Here is a 23,773-nt window from a genome sequence, read left to right as displayed (position 1 = left end):
GCTCTTCAACCCCTTTTTTCTTGGCCTAACATCCCATATTTTAAAGATTCTGCGATGAATGTGGCTTTTTGAAAAATTTCATTGGCAGCATCTAAAGGTAAATGATTTACTGCTTCTTCTTGGAATAAATTAAGCCAACGGACAAAATGTGCTTCCTCAATTTGGGCGAATTGTTTTAATAGAGTATGTTTTTGATAGGCATTACCGTGATACTCATTAGTTTTCAACATAATGCTATTCCAAAATTGGCAAAGCAAAGGGATATGTTCATCCCAATCAACCTGTGCTGCATCATTGAAAATTGGGCCTAGGATCTCATCTTTTTGTACTTTTTGGTAAAAATGAGTCACAAGCTTTTCGATATGTGTTTTATTCAGCTCAGTCATATCACTACTATCCGCTGATACAAGTGGGGTAATGATAATAAAGTTTCATTTTAAATACAACTTTAAAACAGTACCAAATCTGATTATTTTTTTCTTGCATGAATGAACTCAAGTAAGGCTTGAGCATTATTGTGTTTTGCATCTTTAGCGCTGTATAACAAAGTTACAGTCTGATTTTTTGCGTGAGTAGTAATCGTTGCGAGTTGCTCTTGTTTCTCTGTAAGTTCTTGAGCATAGCGTTTTTGAAATTCTTGCCATTTATCAGGTTCATGATTAAACCATTGGCGTAACTCGTTGCTTGGGGAAACTTCCTTTAGCCATAAGTCTATAGCGGCTGTCTCTTTTTTTACTCCGCGAGGCCATAACCTGTCAACCAATATTCTATATCCGTCTGCGGAATCAGGGGTTTCATAAATCCGCTTGATTTTTATTTTGTGCATCGAGCTTTTCTCCTTTAGGAGTAAGATTAAGTAAGGGGGAGAGTTCTACTTTGTTTTGAATAATATCTGCCAAACTAAATTGTTCCAAAATCGCAAAAAAGGCATTTTGTGCATCAATGAGAATTTTTCGTAATTTGCAGGTTGGGGCGATGCAACAATTTGCTTCTTTATTAAAACAAGGTACTAAATCAAAGTGAGGTTCAAGCTTTAAAACAAGTGTTTTGAGATTAATTTCTGCGGGATTTTCAGCCATAACAATGCCACCATTTTTTCCTCTCATTGTTTTGACAATTCCTAATTTAGATAAATTATGGATTATTTTTATTAGATGATTGTGTGAAATAGCATAAGCTGTAGCAATGTCATTAATGGTGCATGTATTTTGTTTTAGCGCTATATAAATTAAAGCGCGTAATGAATAATCAGTAAATTGAGTAAGCTGCATTAATTGCCCTAAGCATGAAATAGGAACTTATTATTTCTCTTTATTAGATGTATTTCAAATGCTGATTTTAAGTAACAAAAAATTAACAGACATACTATTATTAAAGCGTATTTCGGCTATAATTTAACTTATGGCTATTGGAAAAATAGGAATTGATTATGAGCAGAAATACGATGAGTAGAATCATACGTACTGCAGTTTTTGCTCTCGGCCTATTTACTGCTGAAGCGAGCTTTGCATATGGCGGCTGGCATGGTGGTTATTATCATGGTGGTGGCTGGCATGGTGGCTATTATCATGGTGGTGGTTGGCATGGTGGCTATTATAACGGCTGGCGTGGCGGCTGGGGTGGTGGTGGCGTTGTTGTCGGGGTTCCTTATTACCATAACAATTATTACTATCCTGAGTGCCAAACTGTTCGTGTATGTAATCAATATGGACATTGTTGGTTACAAGAGTCTTGTTATTAATTAAAAGAAGTAACGTTTTTTTAACCCACTATTTAAGTGTTGTGGGTTTTTTCTTTTTTATATAGGTCACTCCCTTCTTCTACAACTCCATTGTCTTTACAGTTTTTAAGAAAAAAACGAAGCAAAATCTGATTGATTCATTGATTGTTCAGAAAACATATTTTGCTTCGTTTTATCGAGTTCTAATTTCAAGGCTACTTGCGAGTCTTGCATACTAGGTGTATGTTGAATAGGTATGGATTGTAAAGTTGGGAGTTGAAATGGAATCAACGATCGAAATTATTGGCTATGTTGCCTGTTGTCTTGTTTTAGCAACGTTCTATGTCAAAAGGATTTTGACATTACGTCTTATCGCAATCTGCTCTAATGTAGCATTTATTCTTTATGCTCTTGGGAGTAACCTCTACCCGATTTTTGTTTTGCATTCGTTATTATTACCGTTGAACTTATATCGGATTTTTGAAATAAAGAGAGGTACGTTGTACGCTCTTAATCATGGATCGGGAGAAGCTGCAGTGTCTATAGATGAAATAAATGGTTAAGAAAATGTAAATAATAGTTACTGATGTCTAAAGGGGATATTGCCAGCTGCTATCATAAACTCTTTTAGCATTATGATTAAGTGATTGGTGGAAATATGCCCGATTTACAACATCCAGAGCCGCAAGAAGCTGCACCAGATGACATAGAAGCCCTCATCGAAAAAAATATTTGCGGTAAGTGTAAGGCCGCCAGGCTTACAGTGTGCAAGTGCAAAAGGGCCGGTGGCTCTGGCGGCGGTGGTGGCGGCTCAGATAGTGACCAGGTGGAAACTCAAGCCCCAGGACTTGTGCAAAACAGCATGATTATGAACAAAAAGTATGTTGTCGACGAGAGCATGCCATTGGCTTTGTACGAAACAGTACGCGACTCCTTAGAACCCGACTTATTTACTATGGAAGAAATGGCTGAGTTTTTATCGTTTAGTCATGATAGTAAACAAGGAGTCATAACGATTCGTCCTAAACCCAGCCTTTTATTAGGTGAAAAAGAAATTCAGGAGCTTATACAGAAACTGAAAAAGGCGTTTGAACAATTTAAAATTGCCTTAGAAAAAGAAGGCGTTCCAGTGGATGATTTCACGATAACGCTTAATAAAAATGAATTAATTGTTCGCGATACTTTTATTAAAGAGCTGGTTAGAAGAAACTTACTTCCTAAAGCATATGCTTCTAATATGGAACTAGAGAACCAATCCTCTCGTTTAACTCCTTTTACTGTAACACCAAAACCATCATTAAGTCGTAAAGATGAAAAAGAAAAAGATGAGAAAGAAGAAAAAGATGTAGAGAAAGAAATGAGTCATGAATCGGAAGAAAACAGTGGATTTAATCCATCTCCGTTTTCTTTTTCTCTTTCCCTGACCAAACTTTTTGGCGGACGTTCTTAGTTTTTGTAGTCTGGGTACAGCGTAGCGGAACCCGGGTTTTCTAAATATGAAATGAATGCTCGATCCTGGGTTCCGCTGCGCTTCACCCAGGCTACTTTTTTGAACGATTTAAGTAGTTACTTATTTTTCTGTTCATGTTCAATAAGCCATTGCTTACGTGCTATTCCCCCGCCATAACCGCCTAAATTGCCACTGGAATTAATGATTCGGTGGCAAGGAACAATTATCGAAAGCGAATTTGCACCATTCGCATTGGCAACGGCTCTGTATGCAGTGGGTTTTCCTAATGCTTGAGCTTGTTCTGCATAACTTCTCGTTTCTCCATAGGGAATAAGTGTTAAAGCATGCCATGCCATTTTTTGAAAGGGACTCCCTAGCATCTCTATTGGGGTACTAAATTGTTTTAGAGTTCCTGCAAAATATGCTGTTAGCTCTTTTTCAATTGAACGAATTGGTGAAGTATCCCCTGGGATAATGGCTGCTTTCATCTTCTTTCTCAATCGCTCTATTTCACGCTCCAAGCCTCTTCTATCAACAAATTCCAAAAGATATAACGCTTCTTCATCAGCTACTGCAAGCATTGGTCCAAGTGGTGAGTCGAACCAGGACGCTTTCAAAACTTTAGAATGTTTTGTCTGCTGCGAAGGTGCTGCGCCCATTATTTTAGAAAAAGCATCACGAAAACCACTGCTGGAGCCGTACCCTACATTAAGTTGTGTTTCAATCACTATTGTGCCCTCACGGATTTGTTTCATAGCCATACCCATTCTTCGTGCACGTGCATAAGCAACAAAGGTCATTCCAAAGCGCTTTTTAAATTGCCTGCGTGCAGTTGATGTATCAACTCCTAATGCTGCAAAGTCTCTGTCCTTCCATCTCTTTTCAGGGTTAGCTTCTACAGCCGCAACTAATTTTTGAATTAAATTGGAAGCTTGATTCGGGTAGGACAATGGTTGGCAGCGCATACACGGTCTATATGAAGCAAGGAGTGCCTCTTGAACTGTTTGAAAGAATTCACAATTTTCAAATTTTGGTTTTTTTGCAGGACAGGTAGGCCGACAAAATATTCCAGTCGATTTAACTCCAACATAAAATATACCTTCATATTTAGAATCTTTAGCAAGCAAGGCCTGGTAATATTCTTTTTTCGCTGTATTAGTTAACATGAATCGCTCAAACAGTTATTTCACTAGTTACTATAGCTTTTTTTAAAAAAAGTGCGACCGAAATTCAGGCATTGAATTTTAATAAGCGTTTTTAGCACTTTGTAGCCTGGGTGCAGCGCAGCGAAACCCGGGTTTTTTTGATTGGAAAGGACTACTTAATCCCGGGTTCCGCTGCGCTGCACCCAGGCTACGAATTTGTTTTTATTAGGTTGTTTTGAGTCCGCTAAAACAAATCGGTTTTTTTATTTTCCCTTGGGCCGGCAAGGCGAGTCGTACCATGCCACACTGATCTGTTCTAAAAAAGGGGATATTCAATGAGTTCATGTTTGCCAAGGTTTTAGCATGAGGAAAGTGAAAACGATTATCAAAGCCTAAAGAAGCGATGGCATAGTGTGGCGCAACTTCAAGTAAAAATCGATAAGAAGACGAAGTTTTACTGCCATGATGGGGAACAATTAAAACGTCGGAGGCAAGCTTTGCCTCATAAGTTTTTATTAAATAATCTTCGGCTATTTTTTCAATATCCCCTGTTAATAATATTTTCCCAGCCTTGGTGCTTATTTGTAGAATACACGAATTATTATTTTTATTCTTAAAGTGAGCTGTAATCGGCAAAAAACGAAAAGAAACACCATCCCAAACCCACGCTGGGTAATCATGACATGTCACACCATGATCATAGTAATGAGGATCATTGACTAATAACTGATCCACTGGCATTTCTTTTTCAAGCGAGTTGAGTCCACCACGATGATCTTTATCTGGATGACTAATCACCACAAAGTCAATTTTTTTTATTCCTAAGGTTTTAAGATAGGGCACAATCACCATTTTCCCTAGATCATTACCTTGAAAAAATCGATCTCCAGTATCATAAATCAGGGTATGATGTTGGCTTCTAATGACAATTGCCAAACCTTGGCCAACATCCAAAATATCAATCAATGCCCCTCCTATGGGTGGTGCGACACGAGGCGGAAAAAATGGGAGCAGTATCCACAACAGTGCAATCCATTGAAAAGGTTTAATTGGTAATAGAACCCACATCAGTAAAGCCCCCATTAAGATAACAACCAACTCAATATGGGAAATAGACCAATTAATGTTCATGATTGCTAAATGCTCAACCAGGTACAATCCTTTAAATAACAGGGCGATCAAGAAAGATAAGAGTTTCATTAATAGAGCAGCAATATTCCATGAACAAAGTATCATAGTGGTTAATGCTAAAGGGACGATCAAAAGACCAACGAGAGGAATAGCAAATAAATTTGCAATAAAGCCATTAATTGAACCATAAGAATACCAGTACAGGGTTAAAGGCATGAGTCCAATTAAGCAGCTTAATTGTAAGGCCAAATTTCCTTTATAACCCTTTAATCGCCAACGTTGTTGGGTTAAAAGCAAACATGCTACTGCAAGAAATGAAAAATAAAATCCTTGCATAAATACGGCATGCGGCTCAATACATAAAACGCCAAATAAGGCATAACGCCATATTTGCCAAGTGGAAAAACGTTGTTTCCCTAAGCGGTAGAGCGTATAAAAGAAACAACCGATTAATGCTCTTTGTACCGGTGGAGCAAATCCTGCTAAAAAGGCATAGAATAAAGCAGCCAAAAGACCACTAATGCTAGCAACATAGGGGGCTGGGATAAACAAACAACATCGGGAACTTTTAGACCATAGCCAGCGTACCAGCCAATAAATCATCCCCGATACCAATGCAATGTGTTCTCCTGAAATCCCAAAAAGGTGAGTTGTGCCTGTACGTCTAAATAGATCCCAATTTTTCTGGTTAATATGGGTAGTTAAATTTAAAGTCAATGCTTCAACAACTCCTGCAGTGGATTGGTTTGGCGCTAATTGGCTGAGTTTATTTCCCAAATGTTCGCGCAATAGAAGCCAATTAAAACGCGGCTGTGATTCTGGGTACACTTGATAATTGTTTTTGGAGAGAATATAACCAGTCCACTGAATATGTCGTGCAGCAAGTATGCCTACATAATCTGAACTTCCAGGATTAAGGTAGTTTCGAGGTTTTTTTAATTTGACCGTGAATTGCCAGCGTTGTCCTACGTGTAATTTTGGCGCCTTGTTGTACCAGGATAATTGGATTAATCCTTGTGCTGGATGATGATTGTATTGTTCAAGGGCAAATAAAAATTGGGTTTTGGTAAAATCTTGGTTAGGAATCGATGCAATTGTTCCTTGCAGGGTTACTTTAGGTAGAACGGTAGCGTTGGGTATCCCTTTGGGTGCAACAAGGGCTTGATGCATTCCTGCCATCGTAACCCCTAAAATAAAAAACAGAATTAAGGAATACTTTGGACTAAGAAAAAAGAAGAGCAAGGTAATTATGAGTAAAAAATGATTAAAGGTATGTAGATAGAGTATGCCTATGAAAAAGCAAAAAATTTCCATTTTATTTTAAGTTGGACTTTCCGTTGAGTGGGATAGTAGAGAATCGAGTTTTTTTTGTAAAGTAAATTTTTTATTGGGGTAATATCGATATAACAAAAACATGGCCATCCGCATATAGAAAGGTCTGAATTCCTATTATGTCGGACTCCAACAAATGGTTTGTGCAGTTCCTGATGAATCTACAGCGGTTTTTGCGTTCGATTGATCCACTGTCATGCTGGCACAAGTTGTATCTTCAGCTTGACTCCCAATTGGTGTTGCTGTGAGTGTATATGTTGTTGCTCCTACATTAGATAAGACAATACTGTAGAACCCTTGAGCCGATGTTTGCGGAAATGCAGGTAATGAGCCGCAAGGAGCATTATAAGAAAAATTTTGTGAATAACACCGTTCTAAAATGAGCTGATCTTGTGCTAATGTGGCCATAGCATCGGAACGACGCGATTTTAGCACGAAATTGAGATAGGACGGATAGGCTATTGTAGCCAGTATGGCTATAATAAGTACTGCTATCATTAATTCAATTAAGGTAAATCCTTGTTTTCGTGCATTGTTCATCATTCGTTTTACCTATTGTTGTATTTGTACTGTACTTTGTAACATCACTATTGTATTTCCACTGGCACCTGCCGAACGTGCGGTAATTCGATATACACGGGTGGGTGTTTTCATATCTTGTCCGGGCTGAACAATCGAGGGCAGTTGCTCAATAATATAACTCGCCTGTGAATTGGTATACCCTTGGAAGCTGTGGATTACTGATGAAGAGTTGGACCAATTAGCTGTACTCCATAAAGGCGGGTCATTTGGATTTAGCATGTATAATCCATTTCCATTCTGCATGAAATTTGTTGTAGTGTAGGTTCCATCTATCAGTTTATTAATCGCTTCGTTTAAAGCCCCTTCCGTTTTTTCCAAACTGATTTCAGTATCAGTAGCATTGGCTGCAATTCGTGTTTGTGTTGTATTGATTGACACTGCTGTAAGTGCTAAGGCGATGAGAGCAAGAAGTAAAATCATAGTCATTAACAGGATGTATCCTTTTTGTTGTACTCGAATTACTTTTCCCTGAAAATTCTTATGTACTGGCATGCATACTCCTACAGCGCCACATCTCTTTTCTTCGTGTACTTCTTTCTCCACAGCGAATTGGGAAATCGGTATATCGCTGTTGGAGAGAGCAGACTTTGTATTTTGAGAAAGAGGATTCATGAGCTCGCATTCCTTAAAGTAATATTGACTTCATATACATGACGAAGTCGATTGTCATTGGGAACGGTGACTGAAGTATCTAATACATTATATTGAGTCGTATTCGGATTGCTGGAAGCAACTTGTCCCTCGATTAAAAAACCCAGGCGAATCGCATAAACTTGAGTCCAGTTTGAGACCGCATTGGCAGAGACATACTGAGAAATTGAACCGCTACCTCCTATGCCATATTGTACTTTCATTACTGAAACTCCAGGAACAAGAGGCTGGATAGTCCATCCTGTCTCAGTTAAAATGCCCCGCATCAATGCACTTTGTCCTCCTTGTCCTTGTCCCACAAAAAAAGCGGTTTGTTGTAGCGGAGTGAATTGGGCTCCTGCCTGATAGTTTGAACTAAACGTAGAAGAAGAGTTTGCATATTGTCCTGTACCTGATCCATGACTAATCGTTGTTCCTGCTATATTAGTCACAAGAAAAACAGTGGATTTAATACAATCAGATACCGCAGCGAATTGTCCAGAAGTCAAATTAATACCGCTCATGCTTTGCACTGTAAAGGAGTCGCTACTTGAATCAATCGCTGTGATTGAGACAGGAAAACTGCCAGGAGCTGCGCCAAGAATCACTAGGACATCACTCGTATTTTGAACATTTCCTGCTAATGATGCATCCAAGGAGGGCGTCCAATTACCTGGATTGGTGTCATTGGCAGGGTTGCCTTGGCTAATTGAAATTGTTGTTCCATTTCGATTGTAACCAGTAAGTAAAATTGAGTTGGTATTGAGTGTGCCAATAGGGGGTGAACCACCACCATTTAAATTAGATATAGAGGTACTAAGTGAACCACAACCCATAAACCCCGCAGAACGAATAACAGGTGTGACTAGATTGGCAATAGCATTTTCTGTACTTTGAATCAGAGCTTGTGAGTTTGACACTCTATAGATTTGAGTTTGTGTCACATAAATTTGTATTGCTGCATAACTGAGTAAAAGACCAAGAACTGTGGCAATCATTAATTCGACTAAGGAAAAACCATGTTGATGTGTTTTATAATTATTCATAATTGGCTTTGTACGATAAGTTGGACATAGTTAGGGTTAGGAGCAGGAGCGCTGCTTGCACCAATAAGATTTTGTGCTAGGCTGTCATCCCATTGCACGGTTACAGTAATCAGTGTATTTCCACCCGTTCCAGGGGCAGGAGATGAAGTGATTGAACCACTGCCTCTAGGTAATTTGCTTACATCATGGGCAAGCCAATACCATGTATCATATGCAGCTAATTGAGGACTCGAACAAGGAGATTGATTGCACATAACTCCCGGCGGAGAGGGCGAAGTTGGGGAGCCGCTGCTGTTGATATTACTGATATTGTAGTTGCCATTAATTGCAGCTTGAGAATTAGCACGGATTTTGTCAAATATGTCATAAATACTTTGTACAGCCTGTTGTTTGGCATAACTTGAGTTATTTGCTTTACTCGATAGGATTAACATACCAGCTATACCTAACAGCCCAACGGCCAAGATTACGAATGCAACGAGAACCTCGATTAATGACATTCCTGTTTGTTGTGTGCTGTATTTCCCTGAATGATTCATAATAATCTCCATTAAGGGCATGTAAGTGCACTGTTATCCCAAACAGCTTGTCCGGGTGTTGTACTTGATTGGACATATCCAGTGGCTAACACTGCAATAGAACGTGCAAATGCCCCACCCCTGCTGTCACAAAATTTGAAATTACTTGGGGTAGTAGTCACTCCATGAGAGTCAAAAATTACATTTGCACCGTTGCCTGAAAGGACAGGATCTGAAGGTGAGAGTTGTTGGCTTTTCAATAAGGTGCTTGTGCCTACTGTGGGTTGGGTTACTACTATCCATCCGGCGCTCCAATTTCCGCCACACGTGGTGGATTGTACTGCCCCAAAGGGGCAAACCATGACGTTCATTGATCCATTAAGAGCGCTGTTGCGTGCATAATTAAGCGCATTCACAAACATATCTGTATAAGCGATTAGGCGATTATTCATAAGCATACTGCTTAAGAAGGGAATTGCTATAACCAACGCGATGCAAAATACCAATAAGGTTATCAAAAGTTCAATTAAGGTGAACGCTGCCTTTTTAGCGAGCATGAATTTCAAAGTTCTGTCCCTATTTGAGCAAATCCGTTTTTATGTATCTATAATGTTTAGTTTAGGTCAAGACTAAAATTTTACCAAAACTTATACTTTTGAGTTTATATGAAAAGAAAAGTTTAATACGGATAGAATAGTTCCTGCAACAAGGTATCTATTTTTCACTTCGTGTTTTTTTAGGTTTAATCCCATTCAATAAATGCCTCAATATTCGCATTACTTGTGAGCTTCCGCTGCGGATGTCTTTTTTTGTTTTGTGCAAGTATATGAGATCGAGAGCATTGAACTGGAGATTTAAAGGTTTTCAATGCTTCTTCCAAATTAACAAATTCGTACCCATTTTGTTTATATAGATTGATAATATCCGGTAAAACATAGGCATTAAGTAAATTGGCGTGGATCAATAAAATTTGCGATTGATCGGTATTTTGATGAAATTGATTGTGTTCTTCAGCTCGAAGTGTTTGTTGCCAAATAAAGTCAAGATAAAAAGGTTTCAATTCTTCAAGATAGGCACGTCTCTTTATCTCGGGTACTGATAACAGTCGTTGATTAAAGACAAAATCTTTGGAATCTATAGTAATAGGGGCAACATGATAATTTTTTTGTGCAAGATAACAGAGAATGTCTTCTTTTTTTCGTCCAGAACTCATGGCTAAATAAGGATAACGAAAATATTTAGGTTCAGTTAAAACAGGAAGTAAAATGTTGTCTGCTTCTTGAATTTCCTCAATGTATCCTTCGGTATCCATTTTGTTCAAATTGGCATGGGTGAGCGTATGATTACCTAATCCGAAACCGGCATCGCGAAATTTGTGTAATATTTCCCAGTTATTTTTGCGCACTTCACTGGCGATAATAAATCCAGTAGCAGGTACTTGCTCCTTGGTCATGGTATCGATCATCATATTCAAATGAAAGTTTCGTGACTCACCCACAAATGGGAGATCATCAATGGTTATGGAGACTGTTTTTTTATGTACCAAAGGTAATGTTTGAGAGGATGCTTTTTTCTTATCGTTGGGCTCCTCTTGAGATTGATTTTTTGAGTTTGTAATACTATCGTTAGTCGTGTTCCCAGAAAAGCTATGCCCATACGCAAAACTGATACTTTGACTTACTATTAAAAGTATTAGGACGAACGATATCTCTTTAATAATTAATTTAATTTTCATTAGTACACGGTAAAACAAGTTGGAAAAAATGATATTGTAACAAAAAATTAGCCTAAATGGCTTATCTGAAGCGAAGTGCTTATTAAAATAAGGCGGAAAATGAAAATAATTTGCCGCCTTATCGGAGAATCAAGTTAAAAAACGCGATGACTAGAATTATTGCTTTGCAGTAACATTACTTTTATGCTCTAGAATATCCTCTTCATCTTCCGAATCATCTTCTTTCTTGGTTCTAAAATAACCTAAAGCTGAAGCTAAGTAACCTCCTTTAGCTTTTTCAGGTGCTTTAGTTTCTTTTGCTTTAGTTTCTTTTTTAAACTCTTCAACAACCTCGTCTAATGCCGTAGTGCGACGGGCGAAGATCATGTCAATCAACAAATTAAAAGTAGCTTTTAAATCAAAGTCTGCAATTGCTGAAAAAATATGGTTATTACGAATTGCTTTTTTGCCATTTTTCTTCGGATCTACGGTCATAAATTGTATAAATTGGGTTGCTGAGGTTACCAAGGACTCAACATCTTGTGAGCTTACTACATCGATTGCAAGAAGCTTGTTTAACCCTTTGAAAATAACAGAATTTTCTTTTTTCTTAAGATATGAGCTGGCGCACTCAATAATGATCTGTTGACGAACTAGGTGCATGGCTCCAGCAAGAATAGCAACTTTCTCGTCTTCTTCGATTGCAGATGTTTTCAGGGTATTTCTTATGGCGTTCAAAGAATGAAGTTGAGCGATACGCTCTTTTGATAACTTTTCAATCTTGGAAACATTTTTATCCGCCAATTCATCTTTGATTAACTCATCAAGATCCGCATTAAGTTTATCCCAACCGCCAAATCGGACGGTCGCAGAGACTGGAGACCTTTTAAATGCCTTGTATTTGCTGAGTTCGGGAGCAGTTTGTCCATCAGTGGTAAAGGAAGCAACTATTGCTTTCTGAGCTTCATTTTCCAATTGATAAGAGGTGTGAATCAATTTGCTTAAGCTCTCGGTGGGAACAGCAGTCAACATATGGTTTTTTGCAAAGCCTTTACGAGAATCATTCTCTATAAAAACTTGATTCAGGAATGCATTCAAAGCGGTATAGAATTTAGCAATTTGATATAAGTCAGGTTTGTCTTCTTCTTTGACATCATCACCGATACCTATGATATCATTTAGGTCATCATAAAGTAATCCGAATGATTCCCCTGTCTTCCGATTATTTCTGATGTCTTGTAATACAGTATACATCGCACCATAAAAGACAAGATTTGCAGTTGGGACGGAATGTTCTTTTGATTGTTCTTCTAATTTTTCGAGGATGGAACTCAGGAATTGAAGTTCGAATTTTCTTCTGTCAGAAAGGTCTTCAATTTTTCCTTTTTTCTCACGTTTTAGATATACACTAACGGCATGGTCAAAAAGTTTTCTTAATTCACTTAGATCCTTTAATACAAACGTCATGTTAGCCTCCAAATTTCCAATGGATTGATAATGTAAGTTCTTCTTACAAGGCCTCAGTGTAAACTAAAGTAAACCGCTCGTCATGTATTTTCATTATACATTTTAGTCTTTTAATAAAACATAAGAAAATTCATTACGTTATCTTCTTTATTGCGTATTAAAATGGGTTTATTTTTTTATCAATAGATATAAAAAAATTGTATTAATTTAAATAATGGGTAATATTCTGTCATTTTTTGATAAGTGCTTCATCATAGATAATGCGGATAAGCACATGTATTCATGTACCTTGCATACGTGCAAGGGGGAAATTTTTTAACGAGGTCTGTTTTGAATATTGAAAACGATAAACAGTTGAAATATCAATTTTTTAATAATGCACGGTTTGCATTACTCTTTCTTCTTGTCTGTCGTATTATTTCCATGTGTTTTATCCCTCTAAACGATGTGTCTGAGGCCCGTTATGGAGAGATTGCTCGCAAGATGTTGGAAACAGGGAATTGGGTGACTCCGCTGCATGATTATGGAGTTCCTTTTTGGGCAAAACCGCCTTTGTCTACCTGGTTGTCTGCTTTTTCAATGAAACTTTTTGGGATTAATGAGTTTGCAGTGCGTCTGCCTGGCTTACTCTTATCTTTGGCAACATTGTGGCTTATTTGGGATTTAACTAAAAAGCATAGTGGATCTGTGATTGCAATGATCACAATTTTAGTTCTTGCAGGAACTTTGGATTTTTTCGTTAATGCAGGAACGGTGATGACCGATCCGTCTTTAGTATTTTGCATTACTTTAGTCTTAGTTGCTTTTTGGCGGGCAATCGTTGATGCAAGCAAGCTCTGGTCCTATGTTTTTTTTATAGGTTTGGGATTAGGGTTATTAGCCAAAGGTCCTGTTGCTGTTGTTTTATCAGGAATGCCGATATTTTTTTGGGTTTTATTAAGGAATCAATGGCGTAATTTATGGGAACGATTACCTTGGATAAAAGGTATCTTATTGATGCTTGTTATTGCGCTTCCCTGGTATATTTGGGCAGAAATACGCACGCCAGGTTTTTTAAATTATTTTATTGTAGGTGAGAACTTAAATCGATTTTTAAAACCAGGATGGACGGGTGATAAGTACGGCTATGCGCATCAAGAACTTTGGGGGATGATTTGGGTTTATGCAATGGTTGGTATTTTCCCTTGGTGCCTGCTGGGCGCTTCTTGGTTTATTAAATACAGACATAATCCACGTCAAGTATTTATCGACAAAGATGGATGGCTGAGTTTTTTCTTTCTTTGTACGATAGTTCCTCTCTTCTTTTTTACGTTTTCCAGGAACATTATTTACACTTATGTTTTTCCTAGCCTGCCTGCTTTTTCAGTTTTTTTTGTAGAATACTGGGATCGTGTTGGTGTTGTAGCCAAAGCAAAGAAACTCATCACCGGACTTTCTGTTCTTGTTGGTGTATTTGGTCTTGGGATAACCCTGGCATTTAATATAGTCCCCAAAGCGGTTTCCAAAACAGAAAAGTCTGTAGTTGCCGCATGGTTAAAACAACATCCAGTTCCAGGAAGTCACCTTATTTATTGGGATTTCAAAGTTGAATTCTCGGCTCAATTTTACTCAAGAGGGCGAGGAAAATTTGCTTTTCATAATGAAGATCTTTGTACATTACTGGACAATAACCGAGAAAACTATTTAGCAATTAGGCCGCACGATATACAGGAAGTTTCGCCGGATTTGTTTTCAAAAATGATCTTCATCCAACGCGTGTATTCGGGTGACAGACCTTATTTATTGATGCGTATTCCGGTTTTTGTAAAGAATTTTTGTAAGAAGAGTACCTAAGGTAGTGGAGTAAATCACAAACCAGAAATATGATGGCCTTGAATGAATTTCTCTTTGCTGTACTTGGTTCTCGGTTTGTTCAAGAAAGATACCAATTCATTTAGAATTTTGATATACTCGGGCGCAATTTTTTATGCCCATAAGGAGTAACTGTGTCGCAATCTCTTGCAGTGGATTCAAGAACTTTTGTGCCCCGTGGTGACTTCATGGCCTGGGTTGTGTGCCTGTCAGCAGGATTATTTTTTTTCTATGAATTTTTTCAGCTCAATATTTTTGATGTAATCAACCAGCCCTTGCGCGATGATTTCCATATTGATGCGACTCAATTAAGCTGGATGTCCAGCGCTTATTTGTGGGCAGATATTCTATTTCTTCTTCCTGCAGGGATTATCCTGGATCGCTTTTCTACACGTACAGTGATTTTAAGCGCGATGTTTATTTGTGTTTTAGGTACAGTAGGTTTTGCTTTAACCCATTCATTTATTGTCGCTTCATTTTGTCATTTTCTTTCAGGAATAGGTAATGCATTTTGCTTTTTATCCTGTGTGGTATTGGTATCACATTGGTTTCCACCAAGAAGACAGGCTCTTGTCATTGGTTCTTTAGTGACTATGGCTTTTGTTGGCGGCATGATGGCTCATACACCTTTTGCTTATCTCTATGAGTTATTTGGATGGCGTAACGCTTTATTAATCGATGGTGCAGTAGGCGCTGGATTATTGCTTTGGATTTATTGGATGGTTCGCGATAAACCTGAAGATTCACCAATGAAAGCATGTACCAATCAGGAGCAAGTAATTTCTGGATTTATTAAGGCCTTATCCAACTCACAAAATTGGTTAGCAGGATTTTATACGTCCTTTCTTAATTTGCCGATTATGGTTTTATGTGCGTTATGGGGTGCTAGTTACCTACAAGCAGTACATCATTTACCTGACATGGCTGCCAGCAATGTTGTCAGTTTAATTTTTATGGGTAGTGTCGTGGGCTGTCCTTTGGCAGGATGGTTATCTGATACCCAAGGCCGGCGTAAGCCCTTGATGGTATTGGGGGCCGTTGCGACACTTATTACAGTTATTCCGTTATTCCTAGATGTGACTTTATCACAAACGACTTTGAGTGTTATATTTTTTGCCTTAGGCTTTTTTACAAGCACACAGGTAATTTCCTATCCTTTAATTGCTGAAAGTAATTCTGCTGAAAACACAGGTGCTTCGACAGGTATTGCCTCAGTAATTATTATGGGTGGTGGAGGCGTAGGACAGGTGCTCTATGGTTGGTTGATCGCGCATCATGCTGATGCGGTAGTGACAACTTATTCTGTGGCTGATTTTCAATATGCCATGTGGATGTTCCCTATAACTACAGTTTTGGCTTTAATCGCCGTATTATTAACCCGCGAAACAAATTGCAAGCGGTAAAGCTGAGGAGTAAAAATGCAAGTGGTGGATGAGTTTCAAGGATATAACGAGCTTAAATCGTCATTATTGCCCTGGATGGTATGTTTTGCTGCGACTTTATTCTTTTTTTATGAGTTTATTCAGGGGAATATGTTTGCGTCCATCGCTGCAAACATCATGCAAGATTTTCAGATACAGGCCGATAGAATGGCTTGGTTATCAAGTATCTACTATCTTTCCAATGTATTGTTTCTTTTTGTTGCGGGAATGGTGCTTGATCGGTTCTCGATTAAAAATACATTGTTAATCGCCATGTTTTTGTGTGTGGCCAGTACTTTTCTATTGGCTTACTCCCATTCATTTTATATGGCTTTATTTTGCCGATTTATTACGGGCATAGGTAGTGCCTTCTGTTTCTTGGGTCCCGTACGCTTAGCATCTCATTGGTTTCCACCAAAGCGCATGGCTTTGGTAACTGGAGCTATAGTGACTATGGCAATGGCTGGAGGCATGTTGGCTCAATATCCATTGACTCAATTAGTGATTTTGGTTGGATGGCGTCAGGCAGTGCAAAATGTGGGAATCCTGGGTTTCGTCATGTTGGTTGTGATGTTTTTTTGGATAAAAGAAAGACCGCAAGTTGCATTAAAGCAAGCTGTTAAACCAATTAATGTTATTTCGGCTGCTAAAAAAGCTTATTTAAATACCCAATACTTGCGGGCAGCATTCTATGCCAGTTTAATGAATATGGCCATCGCTGTATTTGGTGCCATGATGGGTACTTTATATCTGGTGCAACGATTAGATATTAGCTCTGCACAAGCGTCTATGGTAAATGGCATGTTATTTTTGGGGGCGATTATTGGTTCACCTCTGGTAGGTTGGATATCTGATAGAATGGGTTTGCGGGTTTTACCCATGAAAATAGGGGTGATTGCTTCTTTATTGACTTTGCTCGCAGTGCTTTACCTCCCGGTTTCTTATAGTACAATGGCATTTTTGTTTTTCCTTTTAGGTTTCTTTACGTCAGCACAAGTGATTAGTTATGCTTTAGTGGCTGAAAGTAGTTCGCCTGCAATGACTGCAACTGCTGTAAGTGTCATTTCAATATTGACTCAAGGCGGTTATATTGTATATCAAAATATGTTCAGTTATTTGTTAACGAGCCATGGCGGGATGCAGATGGTAAAAGGTACTCCCATATACCTACTCAGTGCATATCAATATGCCGCAATTATTTTACCTATAGGTTTATTAATTGCTTTTCTCATGCTTTTGGGTTTAAAAGAAACACGGTGCGAACATATTGAGGGCTAAAATGGCAGGGAGAGTTTGTATATTACTCATGGATTCCTTTGGAATCGGTGCGAGCTTGGATGCATCTCGATATGGGGATGCCGGCGCGAATACTTTTGTTCATATTCATCAAGCGTGTGAGCGCGGTGAAAGTGACAGGGAAGGGCTGCGTCAAGGGCCATTAACTTTGCCCAATCTGGCTAAATTAGGGCTTTATCATGCAGCCTTAGCCAGTAGTGGGTTGCGTTTTGTTGAATTGTCCACTTTTCCTGAGCCTATGGGCTATTATGGTTATGCAGTAGAACAGAGTTTAGGTAAGGATACTCCAAGTGGACATTGGGAGTTAGCTGGGGTTCCAGTTACTTTTGAATGGGGTTATTTCCCCGAGCAACCCTTTTGTTTTCCAAAAAAATTAATCGATGCATTGATTCAACGTGCCGGTTTACCAGGAGTACTTGGTGAGAAGCATGCATCGGGGACTACCATTCTTGAAGAATTAGGCGAAGAACATATACGAAGTGGTAAGCCAATTGTTTACACTTCAGCAGACAGTGTATTTCAAATTGCAGCTCATGAAGAACTTTTTGGTTTGCAGCGGTTGTATGATATTTGTGAAATCGCTCGTACTTTAGTGGATGAATATCAGATCGGCCGTGTAATTGCTCGTCCATTTATTGGTCAAGCAGGAGCATTCAAGCGAACAGCAAATCGTAAGGATTATGCAACGCTACCTCCTGCAAAAACCTTACTTGATTATTTGAAAGAAGCAGGTCGTGAAGTTATTGCTCTAGGGAAAATTGCCGATATTTACGCACATCAGGGTATCACTCAAGTCATTAAAGCAGACGGTAATATGGCTTTATTTGATGCTACTTTAACCGCAATGAAGACTGCACCTGATGGAAGTTTGGTTTTTACTAATTTTGTAGATTTTGATTCCTCATACGGTCATCGGCGTGATGTAATTGGTTATGCACATGCGCTTGAGGAGTTTGATGCACGTCTTCCGGAGCTTCATGCCTTATTAAAGCCTGATGATCTGGTTGTTATTGCTGCGGATCATGGTTGTGATCCTACTTTTCCTGGTTCAGATCATACCAGGGAACATATTCCAGTATTAATATTTGGTCCAAGTCTTAAAAGCCGTTTTATTGGACGTCGTGATACCTTTGCTGATGTTGGACAAAGCATTGCACAACATCTTGGGTTACAAAACTTATCCCATGGGGTATCCTTTTTTATCTAATCTCTATATAGTTTTGTAGCCTGGGTGCAGCGTAGCGAAACCCGGGATTAAGAAATTTATTCATTTTCATAAATCTCGGGTTTCGCTACGCTGCACCGAGGCTATACTCTGATGTCATTGCATAAATAGTTCCAATTTATTCATTTTGAACCCCCTTGTTTTTTTGTTTATCATCCCCATGTATGGAGTTCTGGTTTGATTTGAGGATTTAATTTTGGAACAATTTCGTGGGACAACCATACTTTCAGTAAGACGCGGAAATCAAGTAGTTATCGGTGGTGATGGTCAGGTAACTTTAGGTAATACTGTGATGAAGGGTAATGCACGTAAGGTGCGACGCCTCTACAAAGATCAAGTAATTGCTGGCTTTGCTGGCGGTACCGCGGATGCGTTTACTCTTTTTGAACGTTTTGAGGGCAAGCTGGAAATGCATCAAGGCCATTTAGTTCGTGCTGCGGTTGAGCTTGCTAAAGATTGGCGAACAGACAAAATATTACGCCGACTCGAAGCAGTACTCGCTGTAGCAGACATCAAATCTTCCCTAATTATTACAGGTAATGGTGATGTAATCGAGCCTGAGCATAGCTTAATTGCTATTGGCTCGGGTGGTCCTTTTGCACAAGCAGCTGCGCGAGCATTGATGGAAAATACAAAATTATCTGCTGTGGAAATAGTGCGTAAAGCATTAACTATTGCTGGAGATATCTGTATTTATACCAATAACAATTTAACTATAGAAGAATTAAATCATGGCAACAAATAACAATAAGGCGATGACTCCTCGTGAGATTATCCGAGAGGTGATGACTCCTCGTGAAATTGTCCAAGAATTGGATAAGTATATTATTGGCCAGGATGATGCGAAAAGAGCGGTGGCAATTGCATTACGTAATCGTTGGCGGCGCATGAACATTAAAGATCCTGCTTTACGCAATGAAATTATGCCCAAAAATATTCTCATGATTGGGCCAACTGGTGTTGGTAAAACAGAGATTGCTCGGCGTTTAGCTAAATTGGCTCGTGCTCCATTTATCAAAGTAGAAGCAACAAAGTTTACCGAAGTAGGATATGTCGGACGGGATGTGGACTCTATTCTTCGTGATTTAGCGGATATTGCAGTAAAACAAGAACGTGAATTTGCCATGAAGAAGGTAGAACATTTGGCTGAAGACGCAGCTGAAGAGCGTATTCTTGATGTATTACTTCCTCCTGCACGGGGCAGCTTAACACCAAGTGAAAAGGACAGTACAGCCAGGCAAGTCTTTCGTAAGCAATTGCGTGAGGGCATTCTCGATGAGAATGAAATTGAAATAGAGGTTTCAGCAACACCAATAGGCATCGAAATTATGGCTCCCCCAGGCATGGAAGAAATGACAAGCCAATTACAGTCAATGTTTCAACAAGTGGGCACTCATCGAACGAAAACCCGTAAAATGACTATTGGCAAGGCCATGCAAATTTTACGTGAAGAGGAAGCTGCGAGACTAATTAACGAAGATGACATTAAGACTCGTGCCATAGAGAATGTGGAGCAAAATGGTATTGTCTTTATTGATGAGTTGGATAAAGTGGCACGACGTGCTGAAAATGGAGGAGGCGGAGATGTTTCTCGTGAAGGCGTACAAAGAGATTTATTGCCTTTAGTGGAAGGAACAACGGTGACTACCAAATACGGCATGATTCGTTCAGATCATATTTTATTTATTGCATCCGGAGCATTCCATGTAGCTAAGCCGTCTGATCTGATTGCAGAATTGCAAGGTAGATTGCCAATACGTGTTGAGTTATCTGCTCTTTCTGTTGATGATTTTGTACGTATTCTTACTGAACCTACAGCATCATTGACACTGCAGTACAGTGCGTTAATGGCTACCGAAGGTCTAACGTTAACTTTTGATGAAACAGGAATTCGACGTATTGCCGAAGTAGCATGGCAAGTGAATGAGCGTACAGAAAATATTGGTGCACGTAGACTTTATACTGTTATGGAGCGATTATTGGAAGTTGTTTCATTTGAAGCAACAGATAAATCAGGCGAGTCTGTTCATGTTGATAAAGCATATGTTGAGAAGAATCTCGGACAGCTCGTAGCGGATGAAGATTTAGCTCGCTATATTCTTTAAACTAAAGCAGCCTGGGTGCAGCGCAGCGGAACCCAGGGTTAAGAGTCCAATCGACATAAATCCTGGGTTCCGCTGCGTTGCACCCAGGCTACGATTTCTGCGTTTCAGTACTCGACAATCAGCATTTTGACCAAGCTAGCGAAATTTAAGCAGACCCTATGATAATTTGTCTTCTCTTGTTCAGTTTTTGATGGGGGCTTGATTCAATTGGAATTTTGGTATGTGATTAAACTGTAGGTCATAAGAACAGATGTTCTCACGGAGGAGAAAAAAATGTCACATAATTCGAGTTCTATTGCTACAATGATCAGTGCGGATCTTGACCTTATAGAGAAGGGAGTAAATGATACAGTAACTTATGATTCTCATTCTTCTTTTTCGCGTGTTGATGTAAAATTATATTCCTTTTTTAATCATTCAAAACCTACTTTAGATTTCCCAGATGCTTATGCAAAGATTTGGAGTAAAATCAAAGGGGATTCCAATCACAGAAGAATCAAAGCGTTGCTTATAGATTATACCAAAGAAGATTGTTTTTTCGGTTCGTTTATCGGGCGAATGATTTCAGGACATTGGAATAGACATCATATCAGGGCAGTAAGTAAAATTATCGCGAATATCTCCCTTAAGAATTATTATGACTCTGCTGATGATATTGTTTCTGATTTGAAGACACTAAAACCTGAAAAAGGAGGATCTTTGTATCAACGAATTAAATTTATTGAAAAAAAATTGGAAGACCAATTAAAGTATGATTTTAAATTTTAACCGAAAAGAAGCAGTTGAGTTCGTAGCGGCCACCTTAGCTTGCTTGGTAGAATTCATTACTTTTTTTAGGTTTAAGATAATGGAGCTGTTTGATGTCTAATCCCTATGTTTTGGTTTTATATTACTCGCGAACCGGTTCTGTAGCACAATTAGCACAATATATTGCACGTGGTGTAGAACGTGTTGAGGGTATTGAAGCACGCTTAAGAACGGTTCCACCTGTTTCAACTACGTGTGAAGCGGTTGATAAGGCAATTCCGGATAATGGTGCACCCTATGTTACCTTGGATGATTTACGACATTGCCTTGGTCTTGCTTTAGGGAGCCCTACTCGTTTTGGAAATATGGCTGCTCCTTTGAAGTATTTTTTGGATAGTACGTCATCTTTGTGGTTGGCAGGTGATTTAATAGATAAACCTGCATGTGTTTTTTCTTCTTCTGCAAGTATGCATGGTGGTCAGGAAACTACTTTGTTAAGTATGATGTTGCCTTTGTTGCATCAGGGTATGATTTTATTAGGGGTACCTTATTCTGAACCGTCTTTAAATGATACGATTAGCGGTGGAACACCCTATGGAGTCACTCATGTTTCGGGTGTGGCAAATGATCGACCTCTGAGTCAAGATGAAATTAATTTAGCCAAGCATTTAGGGGAGCGTTTGGCACGAGCTGCTCTTCAGTTGAATAGAAAAAAATGAGTGATTTATTTGAGCCTGGTCCCGAGGCGAAATGCCTGAATACGTGCCGTGATTTCCAAAGTTCACATTCATCCAGACTATAATAAAATTGAGTGAAAAAAATGAAAGTAATTAGTTTTAATGCCAATGGTATACGCTCAGCAGCCCGTAATGGATTTTACGAGTGGCTTGCACTGCAAGATGCTGATTTTGTTTGTATCCAAGAAACGAAGGCCCAACCTGAGCAGTTAATTCCGGAAGAGCTGTATTATCCTCGTGATTATTTTTGTGAGTATTATTCAGCTCAAAAGAAAGGATACAGCGGAGTGGCAATTTATGCCCGTCACAAACCAAGTCGTATCGTGAAAGGTATGGGCTTTGATTATTGTGATAATGAAGGACGTTATATTCAATTTGATTATCCTAAATTCAGTATTATCTCCCTTTATTTACCGTCAGGGACTAGTGGCGATGAACGCCAGATGGTGAAGTACAATTTTCTCGAACAGTTTGCCGAACATTTAATGCGATTAAAAAATGAGGGACGAGAGTTAATTTTGTGTGGGGATTATAATATTGCTCATAAAAAAATCGATTTGAAAAATTGGCGTGGTAATCAGAAGAATTCAGGATTTTTACCTGAAGAACGCGCATGGATGGATGAGTTGTTTGGAACTATGGGTTTTATTGATGCATTTCGAGTGCATAATCAAGAAGAAGACCAATATACCTGGTGGTCTTTTAGAGGACGTGCATGGGAAAAAAATGTAGGATGGAGAATTGATTATCAGGTAGTAACTCCTGGTCTTACTGGGGATGTAGTCGGCAGTCGTATATTTCGTGAAGCACGCTTGTCTGATCATGCTCCTTTACTCATTGAATATAAAGGAGACTGGTGTGCTTAAATTAGCAAGCTGGAATGTGAATTCATTGAAAATAAGACTGGAGCAAGTATTAGAATGGTTTGATTCGACGCGGATGGATGTTCTTGCCATACAGGAAACGAAGTTGCTTAATGAAAATTTTCCTGTGACCGCGTTTACTGAGAAAGGCTACTATGTTGCATTTTCAGGACAGAAGACTTACAACGGTGTGGCAGTAATCAGTCGATATCCTTTTTCTGATGTGCTCACAGATATCCCTGACTTTAATGATCCTCAGCGGCGCATTTTGGTTGTGACTGTTGCCGGTATTCGCTTGATCAATTTATATGTTCCCAATGGTTCGGAGCTCACTTCGGATAAATATCAATACAAGCTGAATTGGTTGCAAAAAGTTACAGCATTTATTCAATTACAAATGAGTGTTTTTCCTAATGTGGCTGTAGTAGGTGATTTTAATATCGCTCCCGAAGATCGGGATGTTCATGACCCGGCTGAATGGGTCGGTTCTGTATTAGTAAGTCCCGCTGAACGAGAAGCGTTTACTCAATTATTACAACTTGGATTGCATGACAGTTTTAGAAATTTTATGCAGGATGAGCAGGTATTTAGTTGGTGGGATTATCGGGCGGGTGCTTTCAGACGCAATCGAGGTTTGCGTATAGATCATATTTTGTTGAGTAAAGCACTTAATGGATTATGCAAGCAATCAGTTATTGATAAAGAACCGCGTAAAGTAGAACGACCTTCTGATCATGCGCCTGTTTGGGTCGAACTGGATTTTAATGTAAATTCATAGTGTGCGGAAGCGAGC

The 23,773-nt window shown here is 39.0% G+C and carries 25 protein-coding genes and 1 pseudogene; 13 read left to right on the top strand and 13 right to left on the bottom strand.

Annotation, left to right across the window (positions count from 1 at the left end):
- Positions 1–5 precede the first annotated feature (5 nt).
- The 3 genes from Lani_RS15535 to Lani_RS15525 form a co-directional block, all read right to left on the bottom strand.
- Positions 6–386, bottom strand: a complete 381-nt coding sequence (locus Lani_RS15535; RefSeq protein WP_019234231.1) for a group III truncated hemoglobin — start codon at positions 384–386, stop codon at positions 6–8.
- A gap of 83 nt (positions 387–469) precedes the next feature.
- Positions 470–826 (bottom strand): DUF488 domain-containing protein, encoded by a 357-nt coding sequence (locus Lani_RS15530; protein WP_019234232.1) that lies wholly within the window; start codon positions 824–826, stop codon positions 470–472.
- Complete coding sequence (locus Lani_RS15525; protein ID WP_019234233.1) at positions 795–1,271, bottom strand: RrF2 family transcriptional regulator; 477 nt, start codon at positions 1,269–1,271, stop codon at positions 795–797. The genes Lani_RS15530 and Lani_RS15525 overlap by 32 nt, the downstream gene beginning before the upstream one ends.
- 158 nt (positions 1,272–1,429) lie before the next feature.
- Between Lani_RS15525 and Lani_RS15520 the strand changes: the two genes are divergently transcribed.
- The 3 genes from Lani_RS15520 to Lani_RS15510 all read left to right on the top strand — a co-directional run bounded on the left by Lani_RS15520 (position 1,430) and on the right by Lani_RS15510 (position 3,170).
- Positions 1,430–1,741 (top strand): hypothetical protein, encoded by a 312-nt coding sequence (locus tag Lani_RS15520; protein ID WP_019234234.1) that lies wholly within the window; start codon positions 1,430–1,432, stop codon positions 1,739–1,741.
- A gap of 260 nt (positions 1,742–2,001) precedes the next feature.
- A complete protein-coding gene (locus tag Lani_RS15515; RefSeq protein ID WP_019234236.1) occupies positions 2,002–2,283 on the top strand; it encodes a hypothetical protein in 282 nt (93 codons plus the stop codon).
- A 95-nt stretch (positions 2,284–2,378) separates the two neighbouring features.
- Complete coding sequence (locus tag Lani_RS15510; RefSeq protein WP_019234237.1) at positions 2,379–3,170, top strand: hypothetical protein; 792 nt, start codon at positions 2,379–2,381, stop codon at positions 3,168–3,170.
- Positions 3,171–3,286: 116 nt separating this feature from the next.
- Here Lani_RS15510 and Lani_RS15505 read toward each other — a convergent pair whose 3' ends face one another.
- The 10 genes and pseudogenes from Lani_RS15505 to Lani_RS15465 all read right to left on the bottom strand — a co-directional run bounded on the left by Lani_RS15505 (position 3,287) and on the right by Lani_RS15465 (position 12,735).
- Positions 3,287–4,336: a bifunctional transcriptional activator/DNA repair enzyme AdaA gene (locus tag Lani_RS15505; RefSeq protein ID WP_019234238.1), complete on the bottom strand. Its 1,050-nt coding sequence runs from the start codon at positions 4,334–4,336 to the stop codon at positions 3,287–3,289.
- Between the two features lie 204 nt (positions 4,337–4,540).
- Complete coding sequence (locus Lani_RS15500) at positions 4,541–6,760, bottom strand: DNA internalization-related competence protein ComEC/Rec2 (RefSeq protein WP_040522858.1); 2,220 nt, start codon at positions 6,758–6,760, stop codon at positions 4,541–4,543.
- Between the two features lie 135 nt (positions 6,761–6,895).
- Complete coding sequence (locus tag Lani_RS15495) at positions 6,896–7,321, bottom strand: type IV pilin protein (protein ID WP_019234240.1); 426 nt, start codon at positions 7,319–7,321, stop codon at positions 6,896–6,898.
- Positions 7,322–7,330: 9 nt separating this feature from the next.
- A complete protein-coding gene (locus Lani_RS15490) occupies positions 7,331–7,852 on the bottom strand; it encodes a pilus assembly PilX family protein (protein WP_051045716.1) in 522 nt (173 codons plus the stop codon).
- 116 nt (positions 7,853–7,968) lie between these two features.
- A complete protein-coding gene (locus Lani_RS15485) occupies positions 7,969–9,036 on the bottom strand; it encodes a PilW family protein (RefSeq protein WP_019234242.1) in 1,068 nt (355 codons plus the stop codon).
- Positions 9,033–9,575: a type IV pilus modification protein PilV gene (gene pilV / locus Lani_RS15480; RefSeq protein WP_019234243.1), complete on the bottom strand. Its 543-nt coding sequence runs from the start codon at positions 9,573–9,575 to the stop codon at positions 9,033–9,035. The genes Lani_RS15485 and pilV overlap by 4 nt, the downstream gene beginning before the upstream one ends.
- Before the next feature lie 11 nt (positions 9,576–9,586).
- Complete coding sequence (locus Lani_RS15475; protein ID WP_223499628.1) at positions 9,587–10,006, bottom strand: GspH/FimT family protein; 420 nt, start codon at positions 10,004–10,006, stop codon at positions 9,587–9,589.
- Positions 10,007–10,033: 27 nt separating this feature from the next.
- Positions 10,034–10,111: pseudogene (locus Lani_RS20920) on the bottom strand (prepilin-type N-terminal cleavage/methylation domain-containing protein); the annotation flags it as partial.
- A gap of 185 nt (positions 10,112–10,296) precedes the next feature.
- Positions 10,297–11,289 (bottom strand): polysaccharide deacetylase family protein, encoded by a 993-nt coding sequence (locus Lani_RS15470; protein WP_019234245.1) that lies wholly within the window; start codon positions 11,287–11,289, stop codon positions 10,297–10,299.
- A gap of 156 nt (positions 11,290–11,445) precedes the next feature.
- The gene (locus tag Lani_RS15465; protein ID WP_019234246.1) at positions 11,446–12,735 is read right to left on the bottom strand and encodes a hypothetical protein; all 1,290 of its coding nucleotides are present in this window, start codon (positions 12,733–12,735) and stop codon (positions 11,446–11,448) included.
- A gap of 330 nt (positions 12,736–13,065) precedes the next feature.
- Here Lani_RS15465 and Lani_RS15460 point away from each other — a divergent pair, with 330 nt between their 5' ends.
- The 10 genes from Lani_RS15460 (at position 13,066) to xth (ending at position 23,758) form a co-directional block, all read left to right on the top strand.
- A complete protein-coding gene (locus Lani_RS15460; RefSeq protein WP_058388701.1) occupies positions 13,066–14,568 on the top strand; it encodes an ArnT family glycosyltransferase in 1,503 nt (500 codons plus the stop codon).
- A 152-nt stretch (positions 14,569–14,720) separates the two neighbouring features.
- Entirely contained in the window at positions 14,721–15,989 is a 1,269-nt protein-coding gene (locus Lani_RS15455) for an MFS transporter (RefSeq protein ID WP_019234248.1), read from the top strand.
- Positions 15,990–16,004: 15 nt separating this feature from the next.
- Positions 16,005–17,285, top strand: coding sequence for an MFS transporter (locus Lani_RS15450; protein WP_019234249.1), 1,281 nt, complete (start codon positions 16,005–16,007; stop codon positions 17,283–17,285).
- Position 17,286: 1 nt separating this feature from the next.
- Positions 17,287–18,510 carry a phosphopentomutase gene (locus tag Lani_RS15445; RefSeq protein WP_019234250.1) on the top strand — a complete coding sequence of 408 codons (1,224 nt, stop codon included), beginning with the start codon at positions 17,287–17,289 and terminating at the stop codon, positions 18,508–18,510.
- Between the two features lie 214 nt (positions 18,511–18,724).
- Positions 18,725–19,273 carry an ATP-dependent protease subunit HslV gene (gene hslV / locus Lani_RS15440; RefSeq protein WP_019234251.1) on the top strand — a complete coding sequence of 183 codons (549 nt, stop codon included), beginning with the start codon at positions 18,725–18,727 and terminating at the stop codon, positions 19,271–19,273.
- Complete coding sequence (hslU, locus tag Lani_RS15435; protein ID WP_019234252.1) at positions 19,260–20,633, top strand: ATP-dependent protease ATPase subunit HslU; 1,374 nt, start codon at positions 19,260–19,262, stop codon at positions 20,631–20,633. The genes hslV and hslU overlap by 14 nt, the downstream gene beginning before the upstream one ends.
- 273 nt (positions 20,634–20,906) lie before the next feature.
- Complete coding sequence (locus Lani_RS15430; protein WP_019234253.1) at positions 20,907–21,401, top strand: DUF5617 domain-containing protein; 495 nt, start codon at positions 20,907–20,909, stop codon at positions 21,399–21,401.
- A gap of 92 nt (positions 21,402–21,493) precedes the next feature.
- Positions 21,494–22,099, top strand: a complete 606-nt coding sequence (gene wrbA, locus Lani_RS15425; protein WP_019234255.1) for an NAD(P)H:quinone oxidoreductase — start codon at positions 21,494–21,496, stop codon at positions 22,097–22,099.
- Between the two features lie 101 nt (positions 22,100–22,200).
- Positions 22,201–22,983, top strand: a complete 783-nt coding sequence (locus Lani_RS15420) for an exodeoxyribonuclease III (RefSeq protein WP_019234256.1) — start codon at positions 22,201–22,203, stop codon at positions 22,981–22,983.
- Positions 22,976–23,758, top strand: coding sequence for an exodeoxyribonuclease III (xth, locus tag Lani_RS15415; RefSeq protein WP_019234257.1), 783 nt, complete (start codon positions 22,976–22,978; stop codon positions 23,756–23,758). The genes Lani_RS15420 and xth overlap by 8 nt, the downstream gene beginning before the upstream one ends.
- The last annotated feature ends 15 nt before the right edge of the window (positions 23,759–23,773 follow it).

The sequence above is a fragment of the Legionella anisa genome, assembly GCF_001467525.1.
Classification (GTDB): domain Bacteria; phylum Pseudomonadota; class Gammaproteobacteria; order Legionellales; family Legionellaceae; genus Legionella; species Legionella anisa.
This window is presented reverse-complemented; position numbering and strand designations above follow the sequence as displayed.

Excerpts from the sequence above, each read along its gene's own strand:
- Lani_RS15535 (WP_019234231.1), bottom strand. The coding sequence starts at position 386 with ATGACTGAGCTGAATAAAACACATATCGAAAAGCTTGTGACTCATTTT.
- Lani_RS15530 (WP_019234232.1), bottom strand. The coding sequence starts at position 826 with ATGCACAAAATAAAAATCAAGCGGATTTATGAAACCCCTGATTCCGCA.
- Lani_RS15525 (WP_019234233.1), bottom strand. The coding sequence starts at position 1,271 with ATGCAGCTTACTCAATTTACTGATTATTCATTACGCGCTTTAATTTAT.
- Lani_RS15520 (WP_019234234.1), top strand. The coding sequence starts at position 1,430 with ATGAGCAGAAATACGATGAGTAGAATCATACGTACTGCAGTTTTTGCT.
- Lani_RS15515 (WP_019234236.1), top strand. The coding sequence starts at position 2,002 with ATGGAATCAACGATCGAAATTATTGGCTATGTTGCCTGTTGTCTTGTT.
- Lani_RS15510 (WP_019234237.1), top strand. The coding sequence starts at position 2,379 with ATGCCCGATTTACAACATCCAGAGCCGCAAGAAGCTGCACCAGATGAC.
- Lani_RS15505 (WP_019234238.1), bottom strand. The coding sequence starts at position 4,336 with ATGTTAACTAATACAGCGAAAAAAGAATATTACCAGGCCTTGCTTGCT.
- Lani_RS15500 (WP_040522858.1), bottom strand. The coding sequence starts at position 6,760 with ATGGAAATTTTTTGCTTTTTCATAGGCATACTCTATCTACATACCTTT.
- Lani_RS15495 (WP_019234240.1), bottom strand. The coding sequence starts at position 7,321 with ATGATGAACAATGCACGAAAACAAGGATTTACCTTAATTGAATTAATG.
- Lani_RS15490 (WP_051045716.1), bottom strand. The coding sequence starts at position 7,852 with ATGCCAGTACATAAGAATTTTCAGGGAAAAGTAATTCGAGTACAACAA.
- Lani_RS15485 (WP_019234242.1), bottom strand. The coding sequence starts at position 9,036 with ATGAATAATTATAAAACACATCAACATGGTTTTTCCTTAGTCGAATTA.
- pilV (WP_019234243.1), bottom strand. The coding sequence starts at position 9,575 with ATGAATCATTCAGGGAAATACAGCACACAACAAACAGGAATGTCATTA.
- Lani_RS15475 (WP_223499628.1), bottom strand. The coding sequence starts at position 10,006 with ATGAATAATCGCCTAATCGCTTATACAGATATGTTTGTGAATGCGCTT.
- Lani_RS15470 (WP_019234245.1), bottom strand. The coding sequence starts at position 11,289 with ATGAAAATTAAATTAATTATTAAAGAGATATCGTTCGTCCTAATACTT.
- Lani_RS15465 (WP_019234246.1), bottom strand. The coding sequence starts at position 12,735 with ATGACGTTTGTATTAAAGGATCTAAGTGAATTAAGAAAACTTTTTGAC.
- Lani_RS15450 (WP_019234249.1), top strand. The coding sequence starts at position 16,005 with ATGCAAGTGGTGGATGAGTTTCAAGGATATAACGAGCTTAAATCGTCA.
- Lani_RS15445 (WP_019234250.1), top strand. The coding sequence starts at position 17,287 with ATGGCAGGGAGAGTTTGTATATTACTCATGGATTCCTTTGGAATCGGT.
- hslU (WP_019234252.1), top strand. The coding sequence starts at position 19,260 with ATGGCAACAAATAACAATAAGGCGATGACTCCTCGTGAGATTATCCGA.
- Lani_RS15430 (WP_019234253.1), top strand. The coding sequence starts at position 20,907 with ATGTCACATAATTCGAGTTCTATTGCTACAATGATCAGTGCGGATCTT.
- wrbA (WP_019234255.1), top strand. The coding sequence starts at position 21,494 with ATGTCTAATCCCTATGTTTTGGTTTTATATTACTCGCGAACCGGTTCT.
- Lani_RS15420 (WP_019234256.1), top strand. The coding sequence starts at position 22,201 with ATGAAAGTAATTAGTTTTAATGCCAATGGTATACGCTCAGCAGCCCGT.